Genomic DNA, 20355 nt, shown 5'->3' with positions numbered 1-20355 from the left:
CCATAATTATCAGGATGGAGGAAATCCCCGTATGAACTCAGCTTCAAAAAAAGCGATCCTAGTAGTAAGTTTCGGCACAAGCTATGAAAACACCCGTAAGCTTACCATCGAGGCCATCGAGCACGATATTGCCGATGCATTCCCGGCCTGTCCCACCTACCGTGCATGGACAAGCAAAATGATCATTGCCAAACTGAAAAAGCGGGACGGTCTTACGATCCACACGGTAAAGGAGGCTCTGGAACAGATGCTTCTGGATGGTATCACCGATGTGATCGTACAGCCGACTCATGTGATCAACGGTATCGAAAATGATCAGATGAAAGCTGATGCGCTTTCTTTTCGTGACCGTTTTTCCAGTATTGTTTTCGGAAATCCTCTTCTCACAACAGAAGAAGATAACCAGGCGATCGTCCGGGTAGTTGCAGATGAATTCCGGGACATGGATCCGGACACTGCACTTGTACTGATGGGACATGGAACAGAACACTACGCAAACACGGTTTATGCTGCTTTGGATTACCGTTTTAAAGATACCGGACATAAAAATATTTTTCTTGGAACTGTAGAAGCCTATCCGGCCCTGGACTCCCTTCTCCGGGCTGCCGACAGCTTTCATCCGAAAAAGATCGTGCTGGCGCCCTTCATGATCGTAGCCGGCGACCATGCACAGAACGATCTGGCCGGTGCAGATCCGGACTCCTGGATGAACCGTCTTTCTTCCGAAGGATATGAAGTCACCCCTGTACTGAAGGGACTTGGAGAATATCCCCAGGTCAGGCAGATCCTTGTGGAACATGTACAGCAGGCCATGAACGTTTCGGTCTGACAGAGATCAGATGATCCATATATATCCCTCATAAAAAAACTGCACCGTGATCCATCCCAGGATCTTCCGGTGCAGTTTTTTATTTTTTATGAAATTACTTGAAGTTCTGAAATTCCTGTTATTTATGCCATCAGTTCATCCAGTTTTGTCTTTACAGCAAGGATAAACTCTTTGCTGTTCAATACCTGTACCTCTTTCAGGGAAGTGATCAGTGCAAGATCCTTGGTCATCTTTCCGCTTTCAATGGTATCCAGTGTTGCTTTTTCCAGTTTTCCTGCAAAATCAGCAAGTGCTTCATTTCCGTCCAGCTCGCCTCTCTTGCGGAGAGCTCCTGTCCATGCAAAGATCGTTGCAACGGAGTTTGTGGATGTTTCTTTTCCCTCAAGATGACGATAATAGTGTCTCTGAACTGTTCCGTGGGCAGCCTCATACTCAAAATATCCCTTCGGGGATACCAGTACAGAGGTCATCATGGCAAGAGAGCCAAATGCGGAAGATACCATGTCGCTCATAACATCTCCGTCATAGTTCTTGCATGCCCAGATAAAACCGCCATCTGCCTTCATAACACGGGCTACGATATCATCGATCAGACTGTAGAAATAGGTCAGGCCGGCTTCCTCAAATTTATCCTTAAACTCTACATCAAAGATCTGCTGGAAAATCTCTTTAAATCTTCCATCGTATGTTTTGGAAATGGTATCCTTGCTTCCGAACCATACATCCTGCTTTGTGTCCAGTGCATAATTAAAGCAGCTTCTCGCAAAGCTCTTTACGGAATCATCAAGATTATGCATGCCACGGAGAACACCTGCTCCATCAAAATGCTGGATCAGCTCCTTACGCTCTTCTCCGTCTTCGCCCTCAAATACAAGATATGCATCGCCCGGCTTGTCAATATAAAATTCTGTATTCTTGTAGATATCTCCATATGCATGACGTGCAAGTGTGATCGGTTTCACCCAATTCTTTACACATGGCTCGATTCCCTTTACAACGATCGGCGCACGGAATACAGTTCCATCAAGAATAGCACGGATCGTTCCGTTTGGACTCTTGTACATTTTTTTCAGGTCATACTCTTCCATTCTGGCTGCGTTTGGCGTGATCGTGGCACATTTTACGGCTACTCCGTATTTCTTGGTTGCTTCTGCTGCATCAATGGTAACCTGATCATCTGTCTCATTTCTGTGCTCAAGACCAAGATCATAATATTCTGTATTCAGTTCCAGATACGGTGTGAGAAGTTCATCCTTGATGATCTGCCACAGGATACGTGTCATCTCGTCTCCGTCCATCTCAACTAAAGGTGTCTGCATTTTGATTTTTTCCATATTATTTTCTCCTTTTGAGGTTTATTCTCCTGTTCGGATTCCAGGTGCTCTTTCCTTTAGAATCTTTCTTCAGCACTTTTACTGTACATTGTACTCATATTTTCCGGTTCCGTCAACGCTTTTGTGCTTTACCACACTATGTTTATAAGAATTGTATAATAATTCAGCCTGCCAACAGTTTTTCACAGTTAAATTTTCCCCATCCCTGCTGATTTCTGGGAAGTCCCATATCTTCTGCATTTTCTCTTAACAACATCTTTACCTCTACATTAGAAAGCCGGGGATCTTTTTCCAGAAGGCAGGCGATCCCTCCTGACACCAGAGGCGTCGACATGGAGGTTCCGCTTTTGAGCCCATATGAGTACGGCAGTCCCGGTGCACAGGCAATGACCTGGCTTCCCGGCGCTACCAGATCCGGTTTGCACACACAGTCAAAAGTAGGGCCTCTTCCGGAAACTGCCTTTCTGCCATTCAGCATATCACTGGAGCCTACGGTAATGATTTTCCGGCTGCTTCCCGGTGCTGTTACCGTGCCGGCCCCCGGTCCCTGATTTCCTGCTGCAGCTACCACCACAAATCCCAGATCCCAAAGTTTTTCCACTCCTTCAAGAAGATCTGTCTGTTCCTTATGATCCCGGGATGTTGTTCCCACTGAAATATTAACGATACGGATATGATAAATGCTTCCAAACTCCATGATCCACCGAAATGCCCGCATCACATCCTCCCTGCTTCCGTTCCCGAAACGATCCAGAACCTTCAGAGCAGCGATACTGCAGCCAGGTGCAGCCCCTTTATATTTTCCACCTGATGCAGTTCCGTCCCCTGCAAGGATCCCGCTGACATGAGTCCCATGTCCGTTATCATCATATGGGCTGCGTCTGACTCCTGTAAAATCACGAAACACGGAAATACGGCTGCCAAAATCTATATGAGGAAAAATACCGGTATCCAGAACCGCCACGCCTATCCCTTTTCCTGTATACATCCTTTTATACCTTTCCAAAGCTCTCCCGCCGGACATCTGACCTTTCTTTAGCTTATTCTGCGGACATCTTTCCCGCTACTCGTTTTATATAAAAAGACCCCGGGATCTTACATCTGAATCCCCGGGATCTTTGCTGTATATTTTATTTAGTTTCCTCTTCCTGTACGGAAATTAACTGTTTTCTGGATCTGATTATCCATTCCGTAGCTGTAGCTTCCATAAACACCGGTATGCCAGCCCTTAGCCTGTCCTTCCGGGTCATAATGAAGTCCGTTTATGATCACCCAGCTATGTCTTGTAAAGCCATCCCCGGCTCCATCTCTGGTTCCCGGAACACGACCGCATACCACATAGGGATCATATCCGATCTCTCTTGCCAGTGCGGCAAATGCACAGGCATAGCCATAACAGTTTCCCTTTCCTGTAGCAAGCGTTCTCCACGCAGTCATTCTCCACCAGTCATTCTGATTTAAATTCGGATAATAGGCAGATGAATAATAGGTATTATTTATCACATAACTCCAGCACGCCTGTAGCTTCTGGCTTTTGGACATTCCACTTCTTGTAATATTTTGGACCACGCCTATACAATGCAGCTTCAGACTGCGCATATCATTTTTTACAGCCTGCCCCTTTCCGTTAAACCGGATTCCCTCCAGAGTACGGTTTTTGTAAAAACGTCCCCAGGAATCCGCATAGTAAAGATTTCTATCCGGAAGGCACAGCCAACCCTTTGAAGGATTTCCATATTTATTTACGTAATAGGAATATTTTCCTACATTTACGATACGTGACGTCTTTCCGTTCAAAAGGCGTCCTGCAGTATCAAACACATAGATCCTGGAACCGATCTTGTTATGGTAAGTTAACGCATAATATTTAGGCCCGAAATAATACCGTTTTCCCTTTACGGTCTTCCATTGGTTTCTGATCTTTCTGCCCTTGGTGTAGTAGTAATATTTTCCTTTTTCTCTGTAGAGACCGGTTTTCTTCTTTACAGTTGCCGTAGTAGTTGCTGCCTGCGTCTCACAGGTTACGGAAACCGTGCAGATCTGCACCGCAAAAAGCATGACCATCGCCATAAAAAACAATTTTAATCTTTTCATACGTATCTTTCCTTATCGTTCATTCTGATCAATACTCTTCGTATCTCACACTTCCGTCAGAATAGGTGATCTCATAGTAGCCATGACCACTTCCGTCACAGTCATCATAGGCCTGACGGCTAACTTCGGTAGGTTCTGATGCTGCTGCCTCTGCTGCTGCCTGTGCCTCTGCCGCTGCCTGTGCGTCTGCCGCTGCTTGTGCGTCTGCCGCTGCCTGTGCGTCCGCTGCTGCCTGCGCGTCTGCCGCTGCCTGCGCGTCTGCTGCTGCCTGTGCCTCTGATGCCGCTTTTGCCTCTGCCACTTTTTTCTCTTCAGCTGCTTTCTGCTCTGCTACCAGCTTGTCGATCTCATCTTTATTGGAAGTGAAGTATGTATGTGCCGCATATCCCTTAACACCATCTCCTTCAACCTTCAGCCATCCAGGGCATACACCGGTTACCTTGAACTCGGTTCCAAGAGATGTTACTTTCAGGGATTTTGATTTTGTATCCGCTTTTTCACGGATATTTACATTGGATTTTGCATAGGTAGTGGCAGCTTCTTCCAGCTCAGTCTCCTTCGCATCTTCCAGCGCTTCCTGAGATTTTCCTTTTTCATCTGTATAGGAAATATAAAGGATCTCATACTCATTATAAAAAACAGGTTCTTTCCAGTCATCCGGTGTCACATTCCGGAAGGTATGCTCTGTACCATCTTTCATGGTGATCACTAGATCCTGACCTGCCGCATCCTTGGAGTCTTTCTTTTTGCTGTCATCCTCTTTTGCATCCTGAAGCTCTGCGGATTTCACCTCAAGTCCGCTCTGATTTTTTACTGTAAGCTCTCCGATCTGAAAATCCTCTGCGGTCTCTTTTTCTTCTGCGGAATCTTTATCGCCAGTTTTCTCTGCGGTTTCCTCCTTTGTCGTTGTCTCGTCTGCAAAAGCAGCTGTCGGTGCCCCCAGACACATCGCTGCGATCAATGCTGCCCCTAAAAGCACCTGTACTGTTTTTTTTCTCATTTCTTATATCCTCCTTTATAGTGTCAGTCCGCCTATTATACGGGCTGAATCTTTGTTGCCTGTAAGAATTTCGATCTGATTTCCGTCTGCTGCAAGAAGTGAACGGTCCAGATATAAGCAAAAACCGCTGCTGTCCGTTTTTCCATCTTCTGTGGAAACATCCATCGGAAATGCTTCATAAATCTTATCATGGTTCAATCTTATATAAATCCTGCTGTCTATATCCAGATATTTTTCTTCAATACAACCTGTGATCTTTTCCAGATTTCCCTGGATCTCGCACTGAACTGCTCCGGCACCGGCAGGAACCGTATCTTCTTCCGTAACGTTCACCTGACACTCCGGTCCTTCCATGATCGGCGGTGACTGTGCCATTTCCGGGAGAAAACGCTCTGCCCGTTCCACGATCACAGTATCTGCATTCTTCTCATCCACTTCACTCATCTGGTAAGGTACTCCTCTGGAAAAATACGCACTGGAATAAGCATCTGCCATAAACGGAAGCAGTGCATTACCAAAAGAATCACGGAACATGACCAGACTTCCTTCCTTCACAGGATTTACCGTTGTGATCTTCGGATCAAAATTACTTACCACTTCTCCCACATAGGCAAATGTTGTCTGTCTGTCATAATAAACTTCCTCTTCCGGTGTCGTTGCAAGAGGATACAGCATCTCATCCAGATCTCCTGTGAAATCTGTTTTTATAGTATAGGGTTCCTCCTTATAGGAAACATGCTCCTTTTTCAGAGAAGACAGCAATGTTTCCGCCGCAACTGCAGCACCCTTGTTGTTCCAGTGTGAATCTCTTTTGTGATAAAGAACTTCTTTCTCTTCTGAAAGAGTCTCATACAGATCTCCGTAAGAAACCTGCTCCTGCCTGAGATATTTCTGAAGATTAACAAGGTTTTTGTCCGATGATACCTTCAGGCTGTCATAGTACGGCATGTTCTCTCCATAGAGTGAGTTTTTATTAGGTGCCACAGTAAAAAGAAACTGCACACCTTTTTCATTCAATGTCTCCTGCATCATGGCCAATGTATGTGCAATATTAAAAAGGCTTCTCTCGGAAAGAAGCTCCTCTCCAAGATAATCCTCCAGCGAATCCTTATAATAAAGCCAGTTATCGGTTCCCTGGATCACACCATCTGCAGTAGATACTCCGAAAATCTTCCCGTTCAAAAGGGCATTTGCCGTTACCAGCTCATTTCGAAACGCAAAATGTTCCTGAAAATATTCGCCTGCTTCCGGCAGCCAACGGGTATTGATCTCGTTTTCTTTTTTCAGTTCAGGAAACTCAGCCAGTCTTCGGTTTTCAGACGATGCTTCCTGCTTTGTCACCGCCATCCCCAGAGATGGCACAAGACAAGCTGCAAAAAATGCAGTAATATAAAGCACCTGCAATTTTTTCATGTTTTCTGCCTCCTCTTAAAATCGAAAATAGATGAACGGATTATAGGTTCCGCCGGCAAGGCTCAATACACAAAGCGCAAAACCAGCCAGACTTAATACATAGGTAAAGCCTTCATACCATTTATACTTTTTCAGCATGCTGTTTACCGGAACTGCTGCGACCAGTGCCGCTGCCAGCGTTACAAGATATACCGGTGTCAGCTGCTGCAGTGTAAGGCTCATTGCGGAAGCCTTCCATCCAAAATCCGTAAACATTTCTCTGATCCAGAAGCATCCCTGCTTCATAGTGTCCGCACGGAAAAACACAAAGCCAACACAAACTATCAGAAGTGCATAGACATGCTGAAAAAAGCTCTTGAGTTTTCCGCCCTTTTTCCCGATAAATGGGATATACTCTTCCAGCATCAGGAAAAAGCCATGATAAATTCCCCAGAACAGAAAATTAAAGGAGGCACCATGCCAGATACCTGTACACACAAAAACGATCATTTTATTGACCACTGTACGGAATTTCCCTCTGCGGTTTCCCCCTAACGGAATATACAGATATTCCTTAAACCATCCTGAAAGAGACATATGCCATCTTCTCCAGAATTCACGGATACTGGCAGAAATATAAGGATAATCAAAATTCTCATGGAAATGAAATCCAAACATCATTCCGAGTCCCAGCGCCATATCACTGTAGCCGCTGAAATCAAAATAGATCTGCAGCATATAGGAAACTGCGCCCAGCCAAGCACCCGGACCGGTGATTCCGGTTGCTGCCGCACCAAAGAGATTATCCGCCACAAGTCCCATTGTATTGGCGATAAGAACCTTTTTGCTCAAACCTGCAATGAAACGCCGGATTCCTTTTCCGATTTCCTCCGGCGTCTGCTTACGATTATTGATCTCCGCCTCCACATCATGATACTTGACGATAGGTCCCGCGATCAGCTGTGGGAAAAATGAGATATACAGAAGCACCTTTCCGAAATTCTTCTGAACCGAAGCATCTCCCCGATAAACATCGATCACGTAGGAAAGTGCCTGAAAAGTAAAAAACGATATTCCGATCGGCATCCGGACCTGCGGAACCGGAATTCCGGCACCGGTAACAGAATTAAATGTATCCACCAGAAATCCGGAATATTTAAAGATCACAAGAAGACCGAGATTTATCACCACAGCCAATGTCATTGTGAGCTTACGGATCTTCGGACATTCCCCTGTCAGGCGCGCTAAAATATAGTTGCCCGCCGATGAAGCAACCAGTAATATTACATAAATCGGTTCTCCGTATGCATAAAAGACCAGACTTGCCACTACAAGCAAAAAATTTTTGGCCCGCATCCCAGGTAAAAGGAGATGCAGACAAAAAGCAGCCGGAAGAAATACACACAGAAATACCATTGAACTGAAAACCATAATTATATTTATTTATCGGTCTGGCGAATCTTATTTGCTGATCACGTCCAGTACGATTTCCTTCCCTTTTTTGTCTTTGTATGTATTGACCCAGAATCTTGTGTATTCCAACAGATATTCCTGTCCGTCACCATAACAGCCATCTGTCTTTCTGGTACGAAGAGGTCTACCAAGGGCTTTACGCAGTGCTGCAGAACTCTTTTCTCTTACAAATGCTTTCCTTAATCTTGAAGATGTTCTGGCATCGTATACACCGGTTTTTGTATTAAAAGCATAAAATCCGGCTCTGGACTGTCCATATGCAGAATAATAAACGCCTTTTACCATCTGTGCATACCGGTTAAATCCATAGTATTTCCCGCCGATCTTTTTTACAAGGAGATAGTTCTCCCCGAAGAATGTTCCACCTTTATAAGCCTTTCCGGTGTTGGAAAAATAGTATCTGTATGTCATTTTTTTGCCGGTAGTCTTATTAGCGACAGTCACGGTTTTCCATGTATTCTTTACTTTTTTTCCCTTCACATAATAGTAGTATTGTCCGCCCTCTTTTTTGAGACCGGTTTTTACCTTGGCTACCTTGGCTGTAGATGCTGCCTGTACAGTCTGAACCGCAATAAGCGGTTCAGCTACCGGCATCTGGAGCATCATCAGACAAAGTACTGCTGCCAGGATCTTCTTTGTCCACTTTTTCATGATCTGCTCCTGTTCTTTAGAGAACGATATCTTCTCTTCCTTCAGTTTTATAGTATTTTTTCATGGATGAAGATTTCTGCATATAATATTTAACATCTTTTCTGGATTTGTTTCCTGCTGCATTTGCATCAAATGTATACCAGGTATTTCCAATCTTGATCTCTGTCCATCCATGTGGCTGCCATTTATTTTTATTAAATACATTACTTTTTCCCCAGCATACACGGACCGGAAGTCCTGTTGCACGTTTAGCCTGTACTGCAAAGGCTGATGCAACACCGTAGCAGTTTCCTTTTTCCATTCCCATGGTCAGATATGCAAACATCTGGCTTTTACCTTTTGTAAACTGCAAAGGTTTTCCGTCAAAGCCCTTCATTCTCATATATCCGTATTTTTTGGAATAGTTAAACAATTTCTGAAGAGCCGTTTTTTTCTGCGCAGTTGTAGTCAGACTTGCAGAAATCTTCTGGCTGCGAAGCACTGAATCTGTCATCTTGATCAGTTCTGCATTTGCTTTTTTGGATTTCCCAGTGTATTTTCCGTTGGAAGCAAACTGCATGGTTTTGTAGGTATTTCCGGATTTTACTGTATACCATCCGGTCTTTCTTGCACCATTCGAGCCTAAATAATATATCGCACCATTGATCTTTTTTAATTTGTTGGTAACTTTTTTACCTTTGATGTAGTAATAATACTGACCGCCCTCTTTTTTCCAGCCATTTTTAACAGCTGCTTTTACGGTTGTTGTGGTTGCTGTTGTTGCCGCCTGCGCACACACTGTGCCAAATGTCAGGCAAAACAGCATTGTGATCATGAGAACAAGCTGTGCGAATCTTCTCTTTTTCATGGTTTCTTTTCCTCCTGTTTTAAAAATCTTCATACCCGGTGATAATTATAGCATTGCTCTGATTTTCTTGCAATATAATGTATAAAATACATTATCTCCTCCAATACTTAACATATCTGAAAAATAAAGGAGGTTTTTCTATGCTTCTCTTTTTTCTTGTATTCTTCGGACTCCAGATCTTTGTTCTTTTCTGCTGTGCCGCTGCAGGAAATGACGCCGCTTCCCAGGAACTATCTGACCAGGAACAGCTTCAGTTTATCGCAGAATGGAAAAAACAACATCAAAAAAAGGACGTCTGCTGAAGAACGTCCTTTTTGCTTTGCAATTCTATTCTCCATTCATATGATGATACACACCAGTCCGCCTTTGCTGTCATTTACGATCTTCTTCATAGTATCCTGAAGCTTCACCTGACTTTCTTCGCTAATCATGGCCAGCTTGTTCCGGATTCCGTCTTCCACCAGCTGCTGGATGGATTTTCCGAAAATATTGGTCTCCCAGATACTTTCCCCTCGCTCCGGGCTTTCTCTGATATACTTTATCAGATCCTCCGCCTGCTGTTCTGTACCAACGATCGGAGCGATCTCCGTTTCGATCCCCGCCCGGATCATATGAATGGACGGACTTTTTGACCGGATCTTTACTCCGAATTTATTTCCCTGACGGATCACCTCAGGTTCCTCAATAGTGATCTCGGAAAGCTCAGGCACCACAACCCCATACCCTGTTCCTTTTACCGCTTCCAGGGCAGCCTGGACTTTTACAAATTGTTCCTTCATACCGGCAAGCTCTTTTATGGTCTGGATCAGTTCATATTCGCTTTCCATGGATATCCCGCTCATTTCACTGAGCATCTGATAATAATAAATGTCTTTTACTGCGATCCGGATACGGACTTTTCCATCGGAAAGACTGACCTGCTCAAGCAATGTATCTTCCACATATGGACTTTCCAGATATACTGATTCTCTGCTTACATCACGCACATGAGTAAGTCTGGTCATCTTTTCCCGAATCTCATTTAACAGAGCCGCCTTTACCTCATGTTCCGGAGAAAGCATCTCCACCCATCTGGGAACAAAAAGCTCTATCTCACTGACCGGGAATTCATAAAGAATCTTCTCCAGGATCCTGGTCACATCCTCTTTTCGAAGCTGTTCACAGTTGACTGCCAGAACGGATACTCCAAATTTCTCTTCCAGATGTTTTACAGTTTTTCCGGTTTCCTCGCTGTAGGGAGTCTGGGAGTTTACCAGGATCAGAAAGGGTTTTCCCTGGACTTTCAGCTCTTTTATGGTCTGTTCCTCTGCCGGGATAAAATTTTCTCTGGGAATCTCCCCGAAACTTCCGTCTGTTGTGACTACAATTCCGATGGTGGAATGCTGGCTGATCACTTTTTCCGTCCCGATCCGGGCCGCATCATGAAACGGGATCGCTTTTTCCTGCCATGGTGTTTTGACCATCCGTTCCCTGCCTTCTTCCACATTTCCGGATGCATCCTTTACCAGAAAGCCCACACAGTCAATAAGCTTCACCCGGATCTTCTGGTTTTCCCCTATGGATACCTCCACCGCTTCTTTTGGAATGAATTTTGGTTCTACGGTTGTGATCATTTTCCCGGCACCACTGAGCGGCAGTTCATCCTGAAGCTCTGCTCTTTTCCCCTCACTAAGCGCAGGCAGTGCCACCAGCTCCATAAATCTCCGGATAAATGTGGATTTTCCTGTACGGACCGGGCCCACAACCCCTATGTAGATATCCCCGCCCGTCCGTGCCTGGATATCACGGTAAACCTGAAAGTTTTCCATATAAAAAAGCCTCCCTGCATATACTGGCCTGTAAGCTCCGGAAACCATCTGCAAAAGATAATTCCCGCATACCACAGTATATGCCCGGAAGGCTTCTTATATGCTGCTGTTCATCAGGAACAGCAGCCCTTTGTATTCCTCACATCAGTCTTTAATATAAAACTCATTATGAAGCAGATGATGCTCCTTGCCCTTGAGAAGTCCCTCATAAAGCTCCAGAACCAGTGGGTTCTCATCGGATTTCTTGATGATCATGGTATTGTCTGCATTGTACAAACCTCTTGCTCTGGCTGCCTTGGTTCTGTCACCGGATCTGGTCGGCTGACCTCCACCCATAATACATCCACGGCGGCATGCCATAACCTCGATCAGATGATAGTTTGCCTCACCGTTCTTCACACGTTCCATAACGGTTCTTGCATTTGCAAGGCCGCTGGCAACACATACATTGATATCCATTCCCTTGTACGGTACGGTAAATTCCTTGATTCCCTCTTCACCACGAACACCGCACTCTGCAATCTCATGCATGGCTTCCTTGCTGTGATCCGGGCTCAGTCTTCGAAGAACTGCCTCGGTAACACCACCGGTAACACCGAAGATAACGCCACCGCCGGAACCAAATCCAAACGGCATATCGCATGCTTCCGGATCCAGTGTTGCAAAATCAAGACCAAAGTTATCGATCATGCGGAGAAGCTCTGTGGTTGTGATAACGATATCGGTATCCTGCTCGCCATCGGTAAAGCTGTTCGGGCGGATTGCCTCTGCCTTCTTGGCTGTACATGGCATAATGGAAACCATAACGGTCTTCTTGCCTGCTGCATGCTCCGGATCACGGAAGTATTCCTTGATAACCGCAGACATCATTCCCTGTGGGGAACGGCAGGTAGAAATGTTCGGAACATATTCCTTATACTGATCTGTGATGAACTTCACCCATGCAGGACAGCAGGAGGTCAGAAGCGGAAGGTTCTCACCCTTCTCCACTCTGTTTAGGAACTCCTTGGTCTCTTCCATAATAGTAAGATCGGCGCTGAATGTGGTATCGTATACTTCATCAAAGCCCATTCTGTGGAGTGCGTTGACGATCTTGCCCATAACGCTCCTGCCCTTTGTGAGGCCGTAGTGATCACCAACTGCTACACGGACTGCCGGCGCGATCTGGGCAACCACACGGGTATCCTTGTCCGCAAGTGCATCCCAAACCTCATCCATATGTGTACGAATGGAGATGGCTCCTGTCGGACAGTAAACACGGCACTGACCACAGTTTACACACTGTGTCTCAGCAATCTTTTTATTGAATGCAGGCATAACCATGGCCTCTGTTCCACGGAATGCGAATCCAAGAGCTCCGATTCCCTGAAGTTCCTCGCAGGCACGTACACAGTTGCCGCAGAGGATACATTTGTTCGGATCACGGATGATGGACGGTGAACTGTCATCGATCTCGTGCTGTTCTCTTGTATTTTCAAAACGGATATCCCGCACGCCAAGGCGATGTGCCAGCTCCTGCAGGATACATTCGCCGCTCTTTACACAGGTTGTACAGTCACGGCAATGTGCTGCAAGAAGCAGCTCCACGATCAGTTTACGATATTTCTTAATACGACCGGAGTTGGTATAGATAACCATTCCGTCTCTCGGCTGCTCGGAACAGGAGGCAAATGTTTTGCCTCTGTCATCCTCAACTGTACAGAGACGACAGGCACCAAAGGTGGAAACCTCTGAATGATAGCACAGTGTGGGGATATTGATACCGGCATTCCTGATGACTGTCAGGACATTTTTTTCGTCAGTAAATTCTACTTTTCTTCCGTCAATTGTCATTGTACCCATAAGATATCCTCCCTTCTATGCTTCCACATAAATCGCATCAAAGTTACAGTTATCCTTACAGGATCCGCATTTGATACATACGTCATTGTTGATTACATGTGGATGCTTGATCTTTCCTGAAATCGCACCAGTCGGACAGTTCTTTGCACACTTGCCGCAGCCGATACAGAACTCAGGATTGATATGGAATTGACGGAGCGCCGTGCAGACCTTCGCACGACATTTTTTATCTACGATATGCTCTACATATTCGTCACGGAAACGCTTCAGAGTACTGATGACCGGAAGCGGTGCACTCTTACCGAGTCCGCACAGGGCCATGCTCTGAACCATGTTTGCAAGCTCTTCCAGCTCATCCAGATCGGAAAGCTCACCCTTACCTGCGACGATTCTCTCCAGGATCTCAAGCATACGTTTGGTACCCTCACGGCAAGGAACACATTTACCACAGCTCTCACGCTGTGTAAAGCTCATGAAGAAACGCGCAACCTCTACCATACAGGTATTCTCATCCATAACAACCAGTCCGCCGGAGCCCATGATGGCATCCAGCTTCTTAACAGAATCAAAATCAAGCGGATGATCGATCTGATCGTCGATCAGACATCCACCGGAAGGACCGCCGATCTGTACACCCTTAAATGCAGCACCGCTCTTAAGACCGCCGCCAATGTCATAAATGATATGACGGAGGCTTGTTCCCATCGGCACCTCGATAAGGCCGGTGTTCTCAATGGAACCGGTAAGTGAGAAGGTCTTTGTTCCGGGGCTTCCCTCTGTACCGATGGTGTGGAACCAGTCAGCACCCTGAAGGATGATCTTCGGTACGTTGGCATAAGTCTCTACGTTATTGAGAACGGTAGGCTTACCCCACAGACCTTGCTCGACAGTTCTCGGAGGTTTTACTCGAGGCATACCTCTGTTGCCTTCGATAGAAGCAGTCAGGGCAGAACCTTCACCACATACGAACGCTCCGGCACCGCGATTGATATGTAAGTGGAAATTAATACCGGAACCAAGGATATTATCACCAAGAAGGCCATAGGACTCTGCCTGCTCAATAGCCATTCGAAGTCTCTGTACAGAAAGAGGATACTCGGCACGCACATAAATATAACCATCTTCTGCACCTACTGCATAGGCAGCGATCACCATACCCTCGATCATCTTGTAAGGATCACCTTCCATTACGGAACCATCCATAAATGCTCCCGGGTCACCCTCATCACCGTTACATACTACATAACGGACTTTTTCCGGCTGGCGTGCAACCTGTGACCATTTCTTGCCTGCAGGGAAGCCTGCACCGCCACGGCCGCGGAGACCAGACTTCGAGATCTCGTCGATAACACCCTGTGGGGTCATCTCAAAGAAAGCCTTCGCCATAGCGGAAAATCCGCCTACGGAAATATATTCATCAATGGACTCTGCATCGATCTTGCCACAGTTCTCAAGAACGATCCTTGTCTGCTGGTTCAGGAACGGAATGTCACTGGGATGTGGACAGGCCTCATCATTATGACGATAAAACAGACGCTCAACAGGCAGTCCGCAGATCACGGTCTTCTCTACGATCTCGCGACAGTCGTCTACCTGAACATGTACATACTGATAATCATAGGGCTCAATTCTCATAAGAGGACCAAGTTCACATAAGCCCTGGCATCCGGTCTTAACGATTCCTACATGAGGAACATCCTTCTGCATCTCAACCGCAACACCCTCGATTCCCTCACAGAGTCTTGACATTTCTTCATAAATCTTCTGAGCACCGGAAGCAATACATCCGGTACCGGAACAGACGAGAACACGGCAGGTATAGCCATCAAGATTCTTCTTAACCTCAGCCTGTTTGTTTTTCAGATCTTCCATACTGGTTATACTCATACGCTCTCACCTCTCAATTCATTTAAAAGCTCAACAGCCTTCTCAGGAGTCATCTTCGGGTGAACTTCATCATTTACAGTCAGTGTCGGTGCAAGTCCGCAGGCACCAAGACAGGAAACTGTCTCAACGGTAAACATCATATCATCTGTAGTATGCTTCTTATGACTCAGTCCAAGTTCCTTCAGCATTGCTTCCTTTACAGGCATGGACTTACGTACATGACAGGCAGTACCGTCACATACCTTGATGATGTACTTGCCTTTCGGCTCAAAGGAAAAGTTTTCATAGAAAGTAGCTACACTGTACGCCTTCGCTTCTTTTACACCAATCTGTTCCGCAACATAAGTAAGAAGCTCTCCCGGAAGATAACGGTACTCAGCCTGAATATCCTGCATGATCGGAATCAGTGATGCAGCTTTCCGGCCGTAGTGCTCGATGATCTCGTCCGTTTTTCTGTAATACGTCTGGTCTAACATTCGGTTCCCTCCTTGTTTCTCATAGATTTTCCACTTGATCAACCTGTTCCACTACAGGTTAATGCTTTAACACTCTGTCAGTGCCGCGCATTTATGCAAATCATTATTTTGCACTATTTCATGCCTTTAATTATAACTTATATGGTCATTTTTCACAAGCGGTTTTTTTGCTTTTTTCAGAATATATTGAAATGTTTACAGTGGCTTACTGATTTTGTATCTATTTTCCATAAAATATGTTCAATTTTTAACAGCCTTGATAATAAAGATACAAATCTGCTCTTTGTTTCTGCCCCAAAACATTAAAGCCGGTTATTGATTTTATTTCTCAATTACTTTAAGATAGATAAAAAGTGCGTGGAAAACATTTAATTAATTTATTTTGTAAAGGAGAACATCTATGCGAAATCTTGACACACCAGTAAAACAGATCCGGCGAAAGATTTTTACCGAAATTGCTAAGATCGGATTTGAATCCACGGACGAATCAATGATCCATGATATCGAATCCATTCCCTACAATATTGTAGAGGAACGCGCGAAATACCGCGAAAGCATCTATCGTGAAAGAGCTGTTGCAAGCGAACGTGTCCGTCTGGCCATGGGACTTTCCCTCCGCCCGGAAAATCGTTCCGTCCACCTTACCGATGGCGTGAAGGCCAGCAACATTGACGAGAAATATTATGAACCACCTCTTATGCAGGTGATCCCTTCCGCATGTTCCGCATGCGAATCCAACAAATACGAAGTCAGCAACATGTGCCGCGGCTGTGTCGCACATCCCTGTTTACTCACCTGCCCCAAAGGCGCCATTTCCATGGTAAACGGAAAATCCTTCATCGACCAGGACAAATGTATCCATTGCGGAAGATGCAAAGCTGTCTGTCCTTACGATGCCATCGCCCATAAAGAACGCCCCTGCGAACGTGCCTGCGGTGTAAAAGCCATCGAGAGCGATGAACAGGGACGCGCCTCCATCAACCAGGATAAATGCGTATCCTGCGGCATGTGCATGGTCAGCTGTCCATTCGGAGCTATCTCCGACAAATCCCAGATCTTCCAGCTGTCCCACGCCCTTCGAGAAGGAACTGAGATCATTGCAGAAATCGCCCCCGCCTACATCAATCAGTTCGGCGAAGACGTCACCCCGGGCCAATTCCGCTCCGCTCTCAAACAGCTGGGCTTCTCAAACATTTATGAGGTAGCACTGGGCGCAGACATCGGCTGCATCTCTGAAGCACACCACTACGCCAAAGAAGTAGCAACCGGCCACCTCCCGTTCCTCCTCACCTCCTGCTGCCCATCCTGGTCCGTCATGGCAAAAAAATACTTCCCGGCTATGATCGACAACATCTCCCAGGAGCTGACCCCGATGGTGGCAACTGCCCGGATCGTAAAAAAAGAGCACCCCCATGCGAAAGTAGTCTTCATCGGACCATGCGCCTCCAAAAAACTGGAAGCCATGCGACATTCCGTAAGAAGTGATGTAGACTTCGTGATCACCTTCGAGGAACTCTGGGGCCTGTTCGACGCCAAAAGCATCACCCCATCCACCTGCGAAGAGCTCCCGGAAGAAACCCAGGCCGCAACCGCAGCAGGACGAGGCTACGCCATTGCAGGCGGCGTAGCCGGAGCCATCGAAAACTGTCTGAAGGAATACTATCCCGATGTACCAGTCCACATCGAACACGCAGAAAGCCTTGCCGAATGTAAAAAAGTCCTCACTCTGGCAAAAGCCGGCAAGATCAAAAACTGCATGATCGAAGGAATGGCCTGCCCCGGAGGCTGCATCGGAGGCGCCGGAACCAACGCCGGCTTCGCAAAAACCTCCAAGGCCCTCAAAAAATACGTAGACAGCTCAGAACCAAAACTCCCCTCACAGGAACTGGAAAACCTGGAGTTGAACTAAATACCTCAAAATATTCCACTATATAATTCCCAAAATATTTCAATTTGAACAAAAACGGAGATGCAACCTTGATGATTAAAAATCAAGGTTACATCTCCATTTTTCATCAACCAGGACAGGGCAAAGCCCGCCTCCGTCCCTCATCCACATCCTATCGTTTGGCCAAACAACTTACCCCAACCAACGCACAGGCCCGGAAGGGAGTGCGGTTCTGTCTGCGGACGACTCTGCAGGAGGTGTGCTGGATCTTAGGCGGCGGGACTTCTGCGTTATTTTTCAAAAGCCAGCTGTCTGAGCGGCAAAAAGCCGCGAGTTCTGGCTTTTGGAAAATGGTTTTAGCAGAATCCCGGCGCCTTAGATCCAGCCGCCGACGAAGCCCGGCCGCGGACAGAACCGCACTCCCTTCCGGGCCGTCCCGTTCGCCACCACCACTACTTCTCCACCGTCTCCGTACTCTCCGGCCAGGTATACTCTTCCCCCTTCAGCTCCGCCAGAAGACTCCTAAGCTTATATCCATAACTTCTCCCGGCGGCCCATCCGCCCCCATAAGGATTCTCCTGGATCCCAAGCCACTCCACATAAGGCGCACTCTCACGGGAAACATACTGGAACCGATTATCCACGCAAGCCTGGTTCAGCTCCTCCGAAGAAGCATAAGCCTTCAGATGCTGCACCTGCGCCCGAATTCCCGTCCTTACATCAGGAAAAGAATTACCGGCAACACCACCACCGGTAGTCCCCAGCCCCGAAAAATTAAACTGCCCTGCACTGGCATCCCCACCAAACTGAAGCCATCCGGTCTCAAGCATGGCCTGTTCAAAAACAACCTCTCCACGGACGCCCTCCGCATCCGCTTCCTCTATCACAATCGTGCAAAACGTATCAATATCCGGTGCACCACCCTCCGTCAGGATGCCGGAAGGATACTCCACATTCTGCGCCTCATACTGCACTACCATATCCTCCGCATCCACTGTGGTACACCCCATGATCGTATAATATCCATAAGTATTATCTGTGGAATCATCCACAAAACCCTCTGTATCACTCTCTCCAGATGACTGAGGCTTCGAAATCTGACCCTCCATAGAATGATCCGCTTCCTCTGCCAAAACACCTGCAGGCGTTCCGAACACCAGAACGCCTGCAAGTACCATCATCCGTAAACAAAAACTATTTCGGAATCTGTACATATATAAATGATCAACCCTTTATTACTGTTATTACTGCGCTTTTCTCATTGCAGCTTCAACCACATGACCTACAAGAACAGAAGTTGTAACACTTCCTACTCCGCCAGGAACCGGTGTGATCGCATCAACGATTGGCTCAACTGCCGTATAATCAACATCACCACAAAGCTTGCCCTCTGCATTGACATTGATACCAACATCGATAATAGTCTGTCCCTCTCTGACATAGTCAGCACCAACAACACCAGCACGGCCAGCTGCAACGATAACGATATCCGCCTCTTTTGCAACGGATGGCATATCAACGGTTCTTGTGTGGCAGATAGTAACTGTCGCATTTTTCTTAACAAGCATCATTGCAGCCGGTTTACCAACTACAAGGCTTCTTCCGATCACAACCGCTTTTTTACCTGTGCAGTCGATTCCATAGTGATCAAGGATCTCCATGCATGCCTGCGGTGTACATGGCGGGAATCCGATCTTCTTGCCTGTAAATACACCAGACATGGAAAGATCTGTCATACAGTCAACATCCTTCTCTGCTGCAAGTGCATTCTCGATCACTGCCTGATCCAGATGTTTTGGCAGCGGACGGAACAGAAGAACTCCATGGATCTTGTCATCTTTGTTTACTTTATCGATGGTTGCAAGAAGCTCATCCTGGGAAACATCCTCCGGAAGAAGGATTTTCTCACATGCAACACCAAGAGTCTCACAGCGCTTTGTAGCACCTCTCTCATAGGAAATATCGCTTGGATTCTCACCAACACGGATAATGCAAAGTGTAGGATCTACACCTTTTGCCTGAAGCTCTGCAACGTTCGCTTTGATCTTTTCATTGAGAGCCGCTGTTACTTCTTTACCTAATAACTGCTTTGCCATTTGTCTGGTTCCTCCTATTTCAGTCTTCCGAGAACACTGTCAAATGTCTCGTCTGCGATCTTTGTATATTTCTCAAGCATAGCGTCTGCTTTTTTGTTTAATTCCTCTGCATACGCACGGTCAGCCATAGATTTTGTGTTAATGTACACATTCAGGCTTGCTCCCTTAAGAGCTGCTTTGCAGAATGCAGCACCTACACCAGCATCACTGATTGCAAGCTTGGAACCTTTTGCTCCGAACTCAACGATAAGTTCAATAGCCTCGCAGCATTTCTCCATGATCTCCATAGGAACAGAGCATGCTTCCTTGAGGGCAGCTTCCATTACTCGAGCCTTCTCAGCCTTCTCTTCTTCTGTCTCTCTCGGCATTCCGTAAGCCTTGGAAAGAGGCTCAAAAACTTCCGCATCTCTCTCGATCAGATGAAGGAAATCTTTCTGAAGCTGATCACATTTCTTTTTCAGCTCCCACATTTCATCTTCTACATCTGCATATTTTTTCTTACCGACAGTAAGGCTTCCAACCATATTTCCAAGAGCTGTACCAACAGCAGCTACAAGGGCAGATGCACCGCCGCCGCCTGGAACCGGTGCCTTGGAGCTTAATACCTCGACAAATTCAGTACATGTACTGGTAGAAAATCCCATAGGACTCTCCTCCTTATATTCTTATTTTAGCACTCTTTAGAGCCCATTGGGGGCTTTATAAAAAGCCCCCTCCGGTTGTTTTTGATCTTATGTT

General features: G+C 46.2%; 18 protein-coding genes. 3 read left to right on the top strand and 15 right to left on the bottom strand.

Going from position 1 to position 20355, the window contains the following annotated elements; translation table 11 throughout:
• The first annotated feature begins 31 nt into the window (after positions 1-31).
• Complete coding sequence (locus tag NQ489_RS07345; RefSeq protein ID WP_021653025.1) at positions 32-829, top strand: sirohydrochlorin cobaltochelatase; 798 nt, start codon at positions 32-34, stop codon at positions 827-829.
• A 122-nt stretch (positions 830-951) separates the two neighbouring features.
• On the opposite strand, the gene NQ489_RS07340 is transcribed toward NQ489_RS07345, so the two are convergent.
• The 8 genes from NQ489_RS07340 to NQ489_RS07305 form a co-directional block, all read right to left on the bottom strand.
• On the bottom strand, positions 952-2163 hold the full coding sequence (locus tag NQ489_RS07340) for an NADP-dependent isocitrate dehydrogenase (RefSeq protein WP_021653024.1): 1212 nt from the start codon (positions 2161-2163) through the stop codon (positions 952-954).
• A 163-nt stretch (positions 2164-2326) separates the two neighbouring features.
• Positions 2327-3151: a S8 family peptidase gene (locus NQ489_RS07335; protein WP_015525272.1), complete on the bottom strand. Its 825-nt coding sequence runs from the start codon at positions 3149-3151 to the stop codon at positions 2327-2329.
• A gap of 146 nt (positions 3152-3297) precedes the next feature.
• Complete coding sequence (locus NQ489_RS07330) at positions 3298-4257, bottom strand: transglutaminase-like domain-containing protein (RefSeq protein WP_021653022.1); 960 nt, start codon at positions 4255-4257, stop codon at positions 3298-3300.
• A 28-nt stretch (positions 4258-4285) separates the two neighbouring features.
• Positions 4286-5257: an SH3 domain-containing protein gene (locus NQ489_RS07325; protein ID WP_021653021.1), complete on the bottom strand. Its 972-nt coding sequence runs from the start codon at positions 5255-5257 to the stop codon at positions 4286-4288.
• 15 nt (positions 5258-5272) lie between these two features.
• Positions 5273-6670, bottom strand: a complete 1398-nt coding sequence (locus NQ489_RS07320; protein ID WP_021653020.1) for an alginate O-acetyltransferase AlgX-related protein — start codon at positions 6668-6670, stop codon at positions 5273-5275.
• A 15-nt stretch (positions 6671-6685) separates the two neighbouring features.
• Positions 6686-7978, bottom strand: a complete 1293-nt coding sequence (locus tag NQ489_RS07315) for an MBOAT family O-acyltransferase (RefSeq protein WP_326929031.1) — start codon at positions 7976-7978, stop codon at positions 6686-6688.
• Positions 7979-8110: 132 nt separating this feature from the next.
• Positions 8111-8773, bottom strand: a complete 663-nt coding sequence (locus NQ489_RS07310) for a hypothetical protein (protein WP_021653018.1) — start codon at positions 8771-8773, stop codon at positions 8111-8113.
• A 16-nt stretch (positions 8774-8789) separates the two neighbouring features.
• On the bottom strand, positions 8790-9620 hold the full coding sequence (locus tag NQ489_RS07305) for a transglutaminase domain-containing protein (protein ID WP_044962429.1): 831 nt from the start codon (positions 9618-9620) through the stop codon (positions 8790-8792).
• A 140-nt stretch (positions 9621-9760) separates the two neighbouring features.
• Between NQ489_RS07305 and NQ489_RS07300 the strand changes: the two genes are divergently transcribed.
• Positions 9761-9922 (top strand): hypothetical protein, encoded by a 162-nt coding sequence (locus NQ489_RS07300; protein ID WP_015525281.1) that lies wholly within the window; start codon positions 9761-9763, stop codon positions 9920-9922.
• A 36-nt stretch (positions 9923-9958) separates the two neighbouring features.
• Here NQ489_RS07300 and spoIVA read toward each other — a convergent pair whose 3' ends face one another.
• The 4 genes from spoIVA to NQ489_RS07280 all read right to left on the bottom strand — a co-directional run bounded on the left by spoIVA (position 9959) and on the right by NQ489_RS07280 (position 15633).
• Entirely contained in the window at positions 9959-11428 is a 1470-nt protein-coding gene (gene spoIVA, locus NQ489_RS07295) for a stage IV sporulation protein A (protein ID WP_044962426.1), read from the bottom strand.
• Between the two features lie 144 nt (positions 11429-11572).
• Positions 11573-13270: a [FeFe] hydrogenase, group A gene (locus tag NQ489_RS07290; RefSeq protein ID WP_015525283.1), complete on the bottom strand. Its 1698-nt coding sequence runs from the start codon at positions 13268-13270 to the stop codon at positions 11573-11575.
• Positions 13271-13285: 15 nt separating this feature from the next.
• Entirely contained in the window at positions 13286-15157 is a 1872-nt protein-coding gene (locus NQ489_RS07285) for an NADH-quinone oxidoreductase subunit NuoF (RefSeq protein ID WP_021653014.1), read from the bottom strand.
• A complete protein-coding gene (locus NQ489_RS07280; protein WP_015525285.1) occupies positions 15154-15633 on the bottom strand; it encodes a complex I 24 kDa subunit family protein in 480 nt (159 codons plus the stop codon). Before NQ489_RS07280 ends, NQ489_RS07285 begins: the two co-directional genes overlap by 4 nt.
• A gap of 400 nt (positions 15634-16033) precedes the next feature.
• On the opposite strand from NQ489_RS07280, the gene NQ489_RS07275 reads away from it, so the two are divergent.
• Positions 16034-17542 (top strand): 4Fe-4S dicluster domain-containing protein, encoded by a 1509-nt coding sequence (locus NQ489_RS07275; protein ID WP_044962423.1) that lies wholly within the window; start codon positions 16034-16036, stop codon positions 17540-17542.
• A 431-nt stretch (positions 17543-17973) separates the two neighbouring features.
• On the opposite strand, the gene NQ489_RS07270 is transcribed toward NQ489_RS07275, so the two are convergent.
• The 3 genes from NQ489_RS07270 to NQ489_RS07260 all read right to left on the bottom strand — a co-directional run bounded on the left by NQ489_RS07270 (position 17974) and on the right by NQ489_RS07260 (position 20261).
• Positions 17974-18702, bottom strand: a complete 729-nt coding sequence (locus NQ489_RS07270; protein ID WP_015525288.1) for a glucosaminidase domain-containing protein — start codon at positions 18700-18702, stop codon at positions 17974-17976.
• 63 nt (positions 18703-18765) lie between these two features.
• Positions 18766-19617, bottom strand: coding sequence for a bifunctional 5,10-methylenetetrahydrofolate dehydrogenase/5,10-methenyltetrahydrofolate cyclohydrolase (locus tag NQ489_RS07265; protein ID WP_021651424.1), 852 nt, complete (start codon positions 19615-19617; stop codon positions 18766-18768).
• Between the two features lie 14 nt (positions 19618-19631).
• Positions 19632-20261, bottom strand: a complete 630-nt coding sequence (locus NQ489_RS07260) for a cyclodeaminase/cyclohydrolase family protein (protein WP_021651423.1) — start codon at positions 20259-20261, stop codon at positions 19632-19634.
• Between the last annotated feature and the right edge of the window lie 94 nt (positions 20262-20355).

This window comes from Blautia sp. KLE_1732_HM_1032, assembly GCF_025147905.1.
GTDB classification, from domain to species: domain Bacteria; phylum Bacillota; class Clostridia; order Lachnospirales; family Lachnospiraceae; genus Blautia_A; species Blautia_A fusiformis.
Note: the sequence above shows the minus strand (reverse complement) of the source record. Positions and strands in the feature narration are given on the sequence as shown.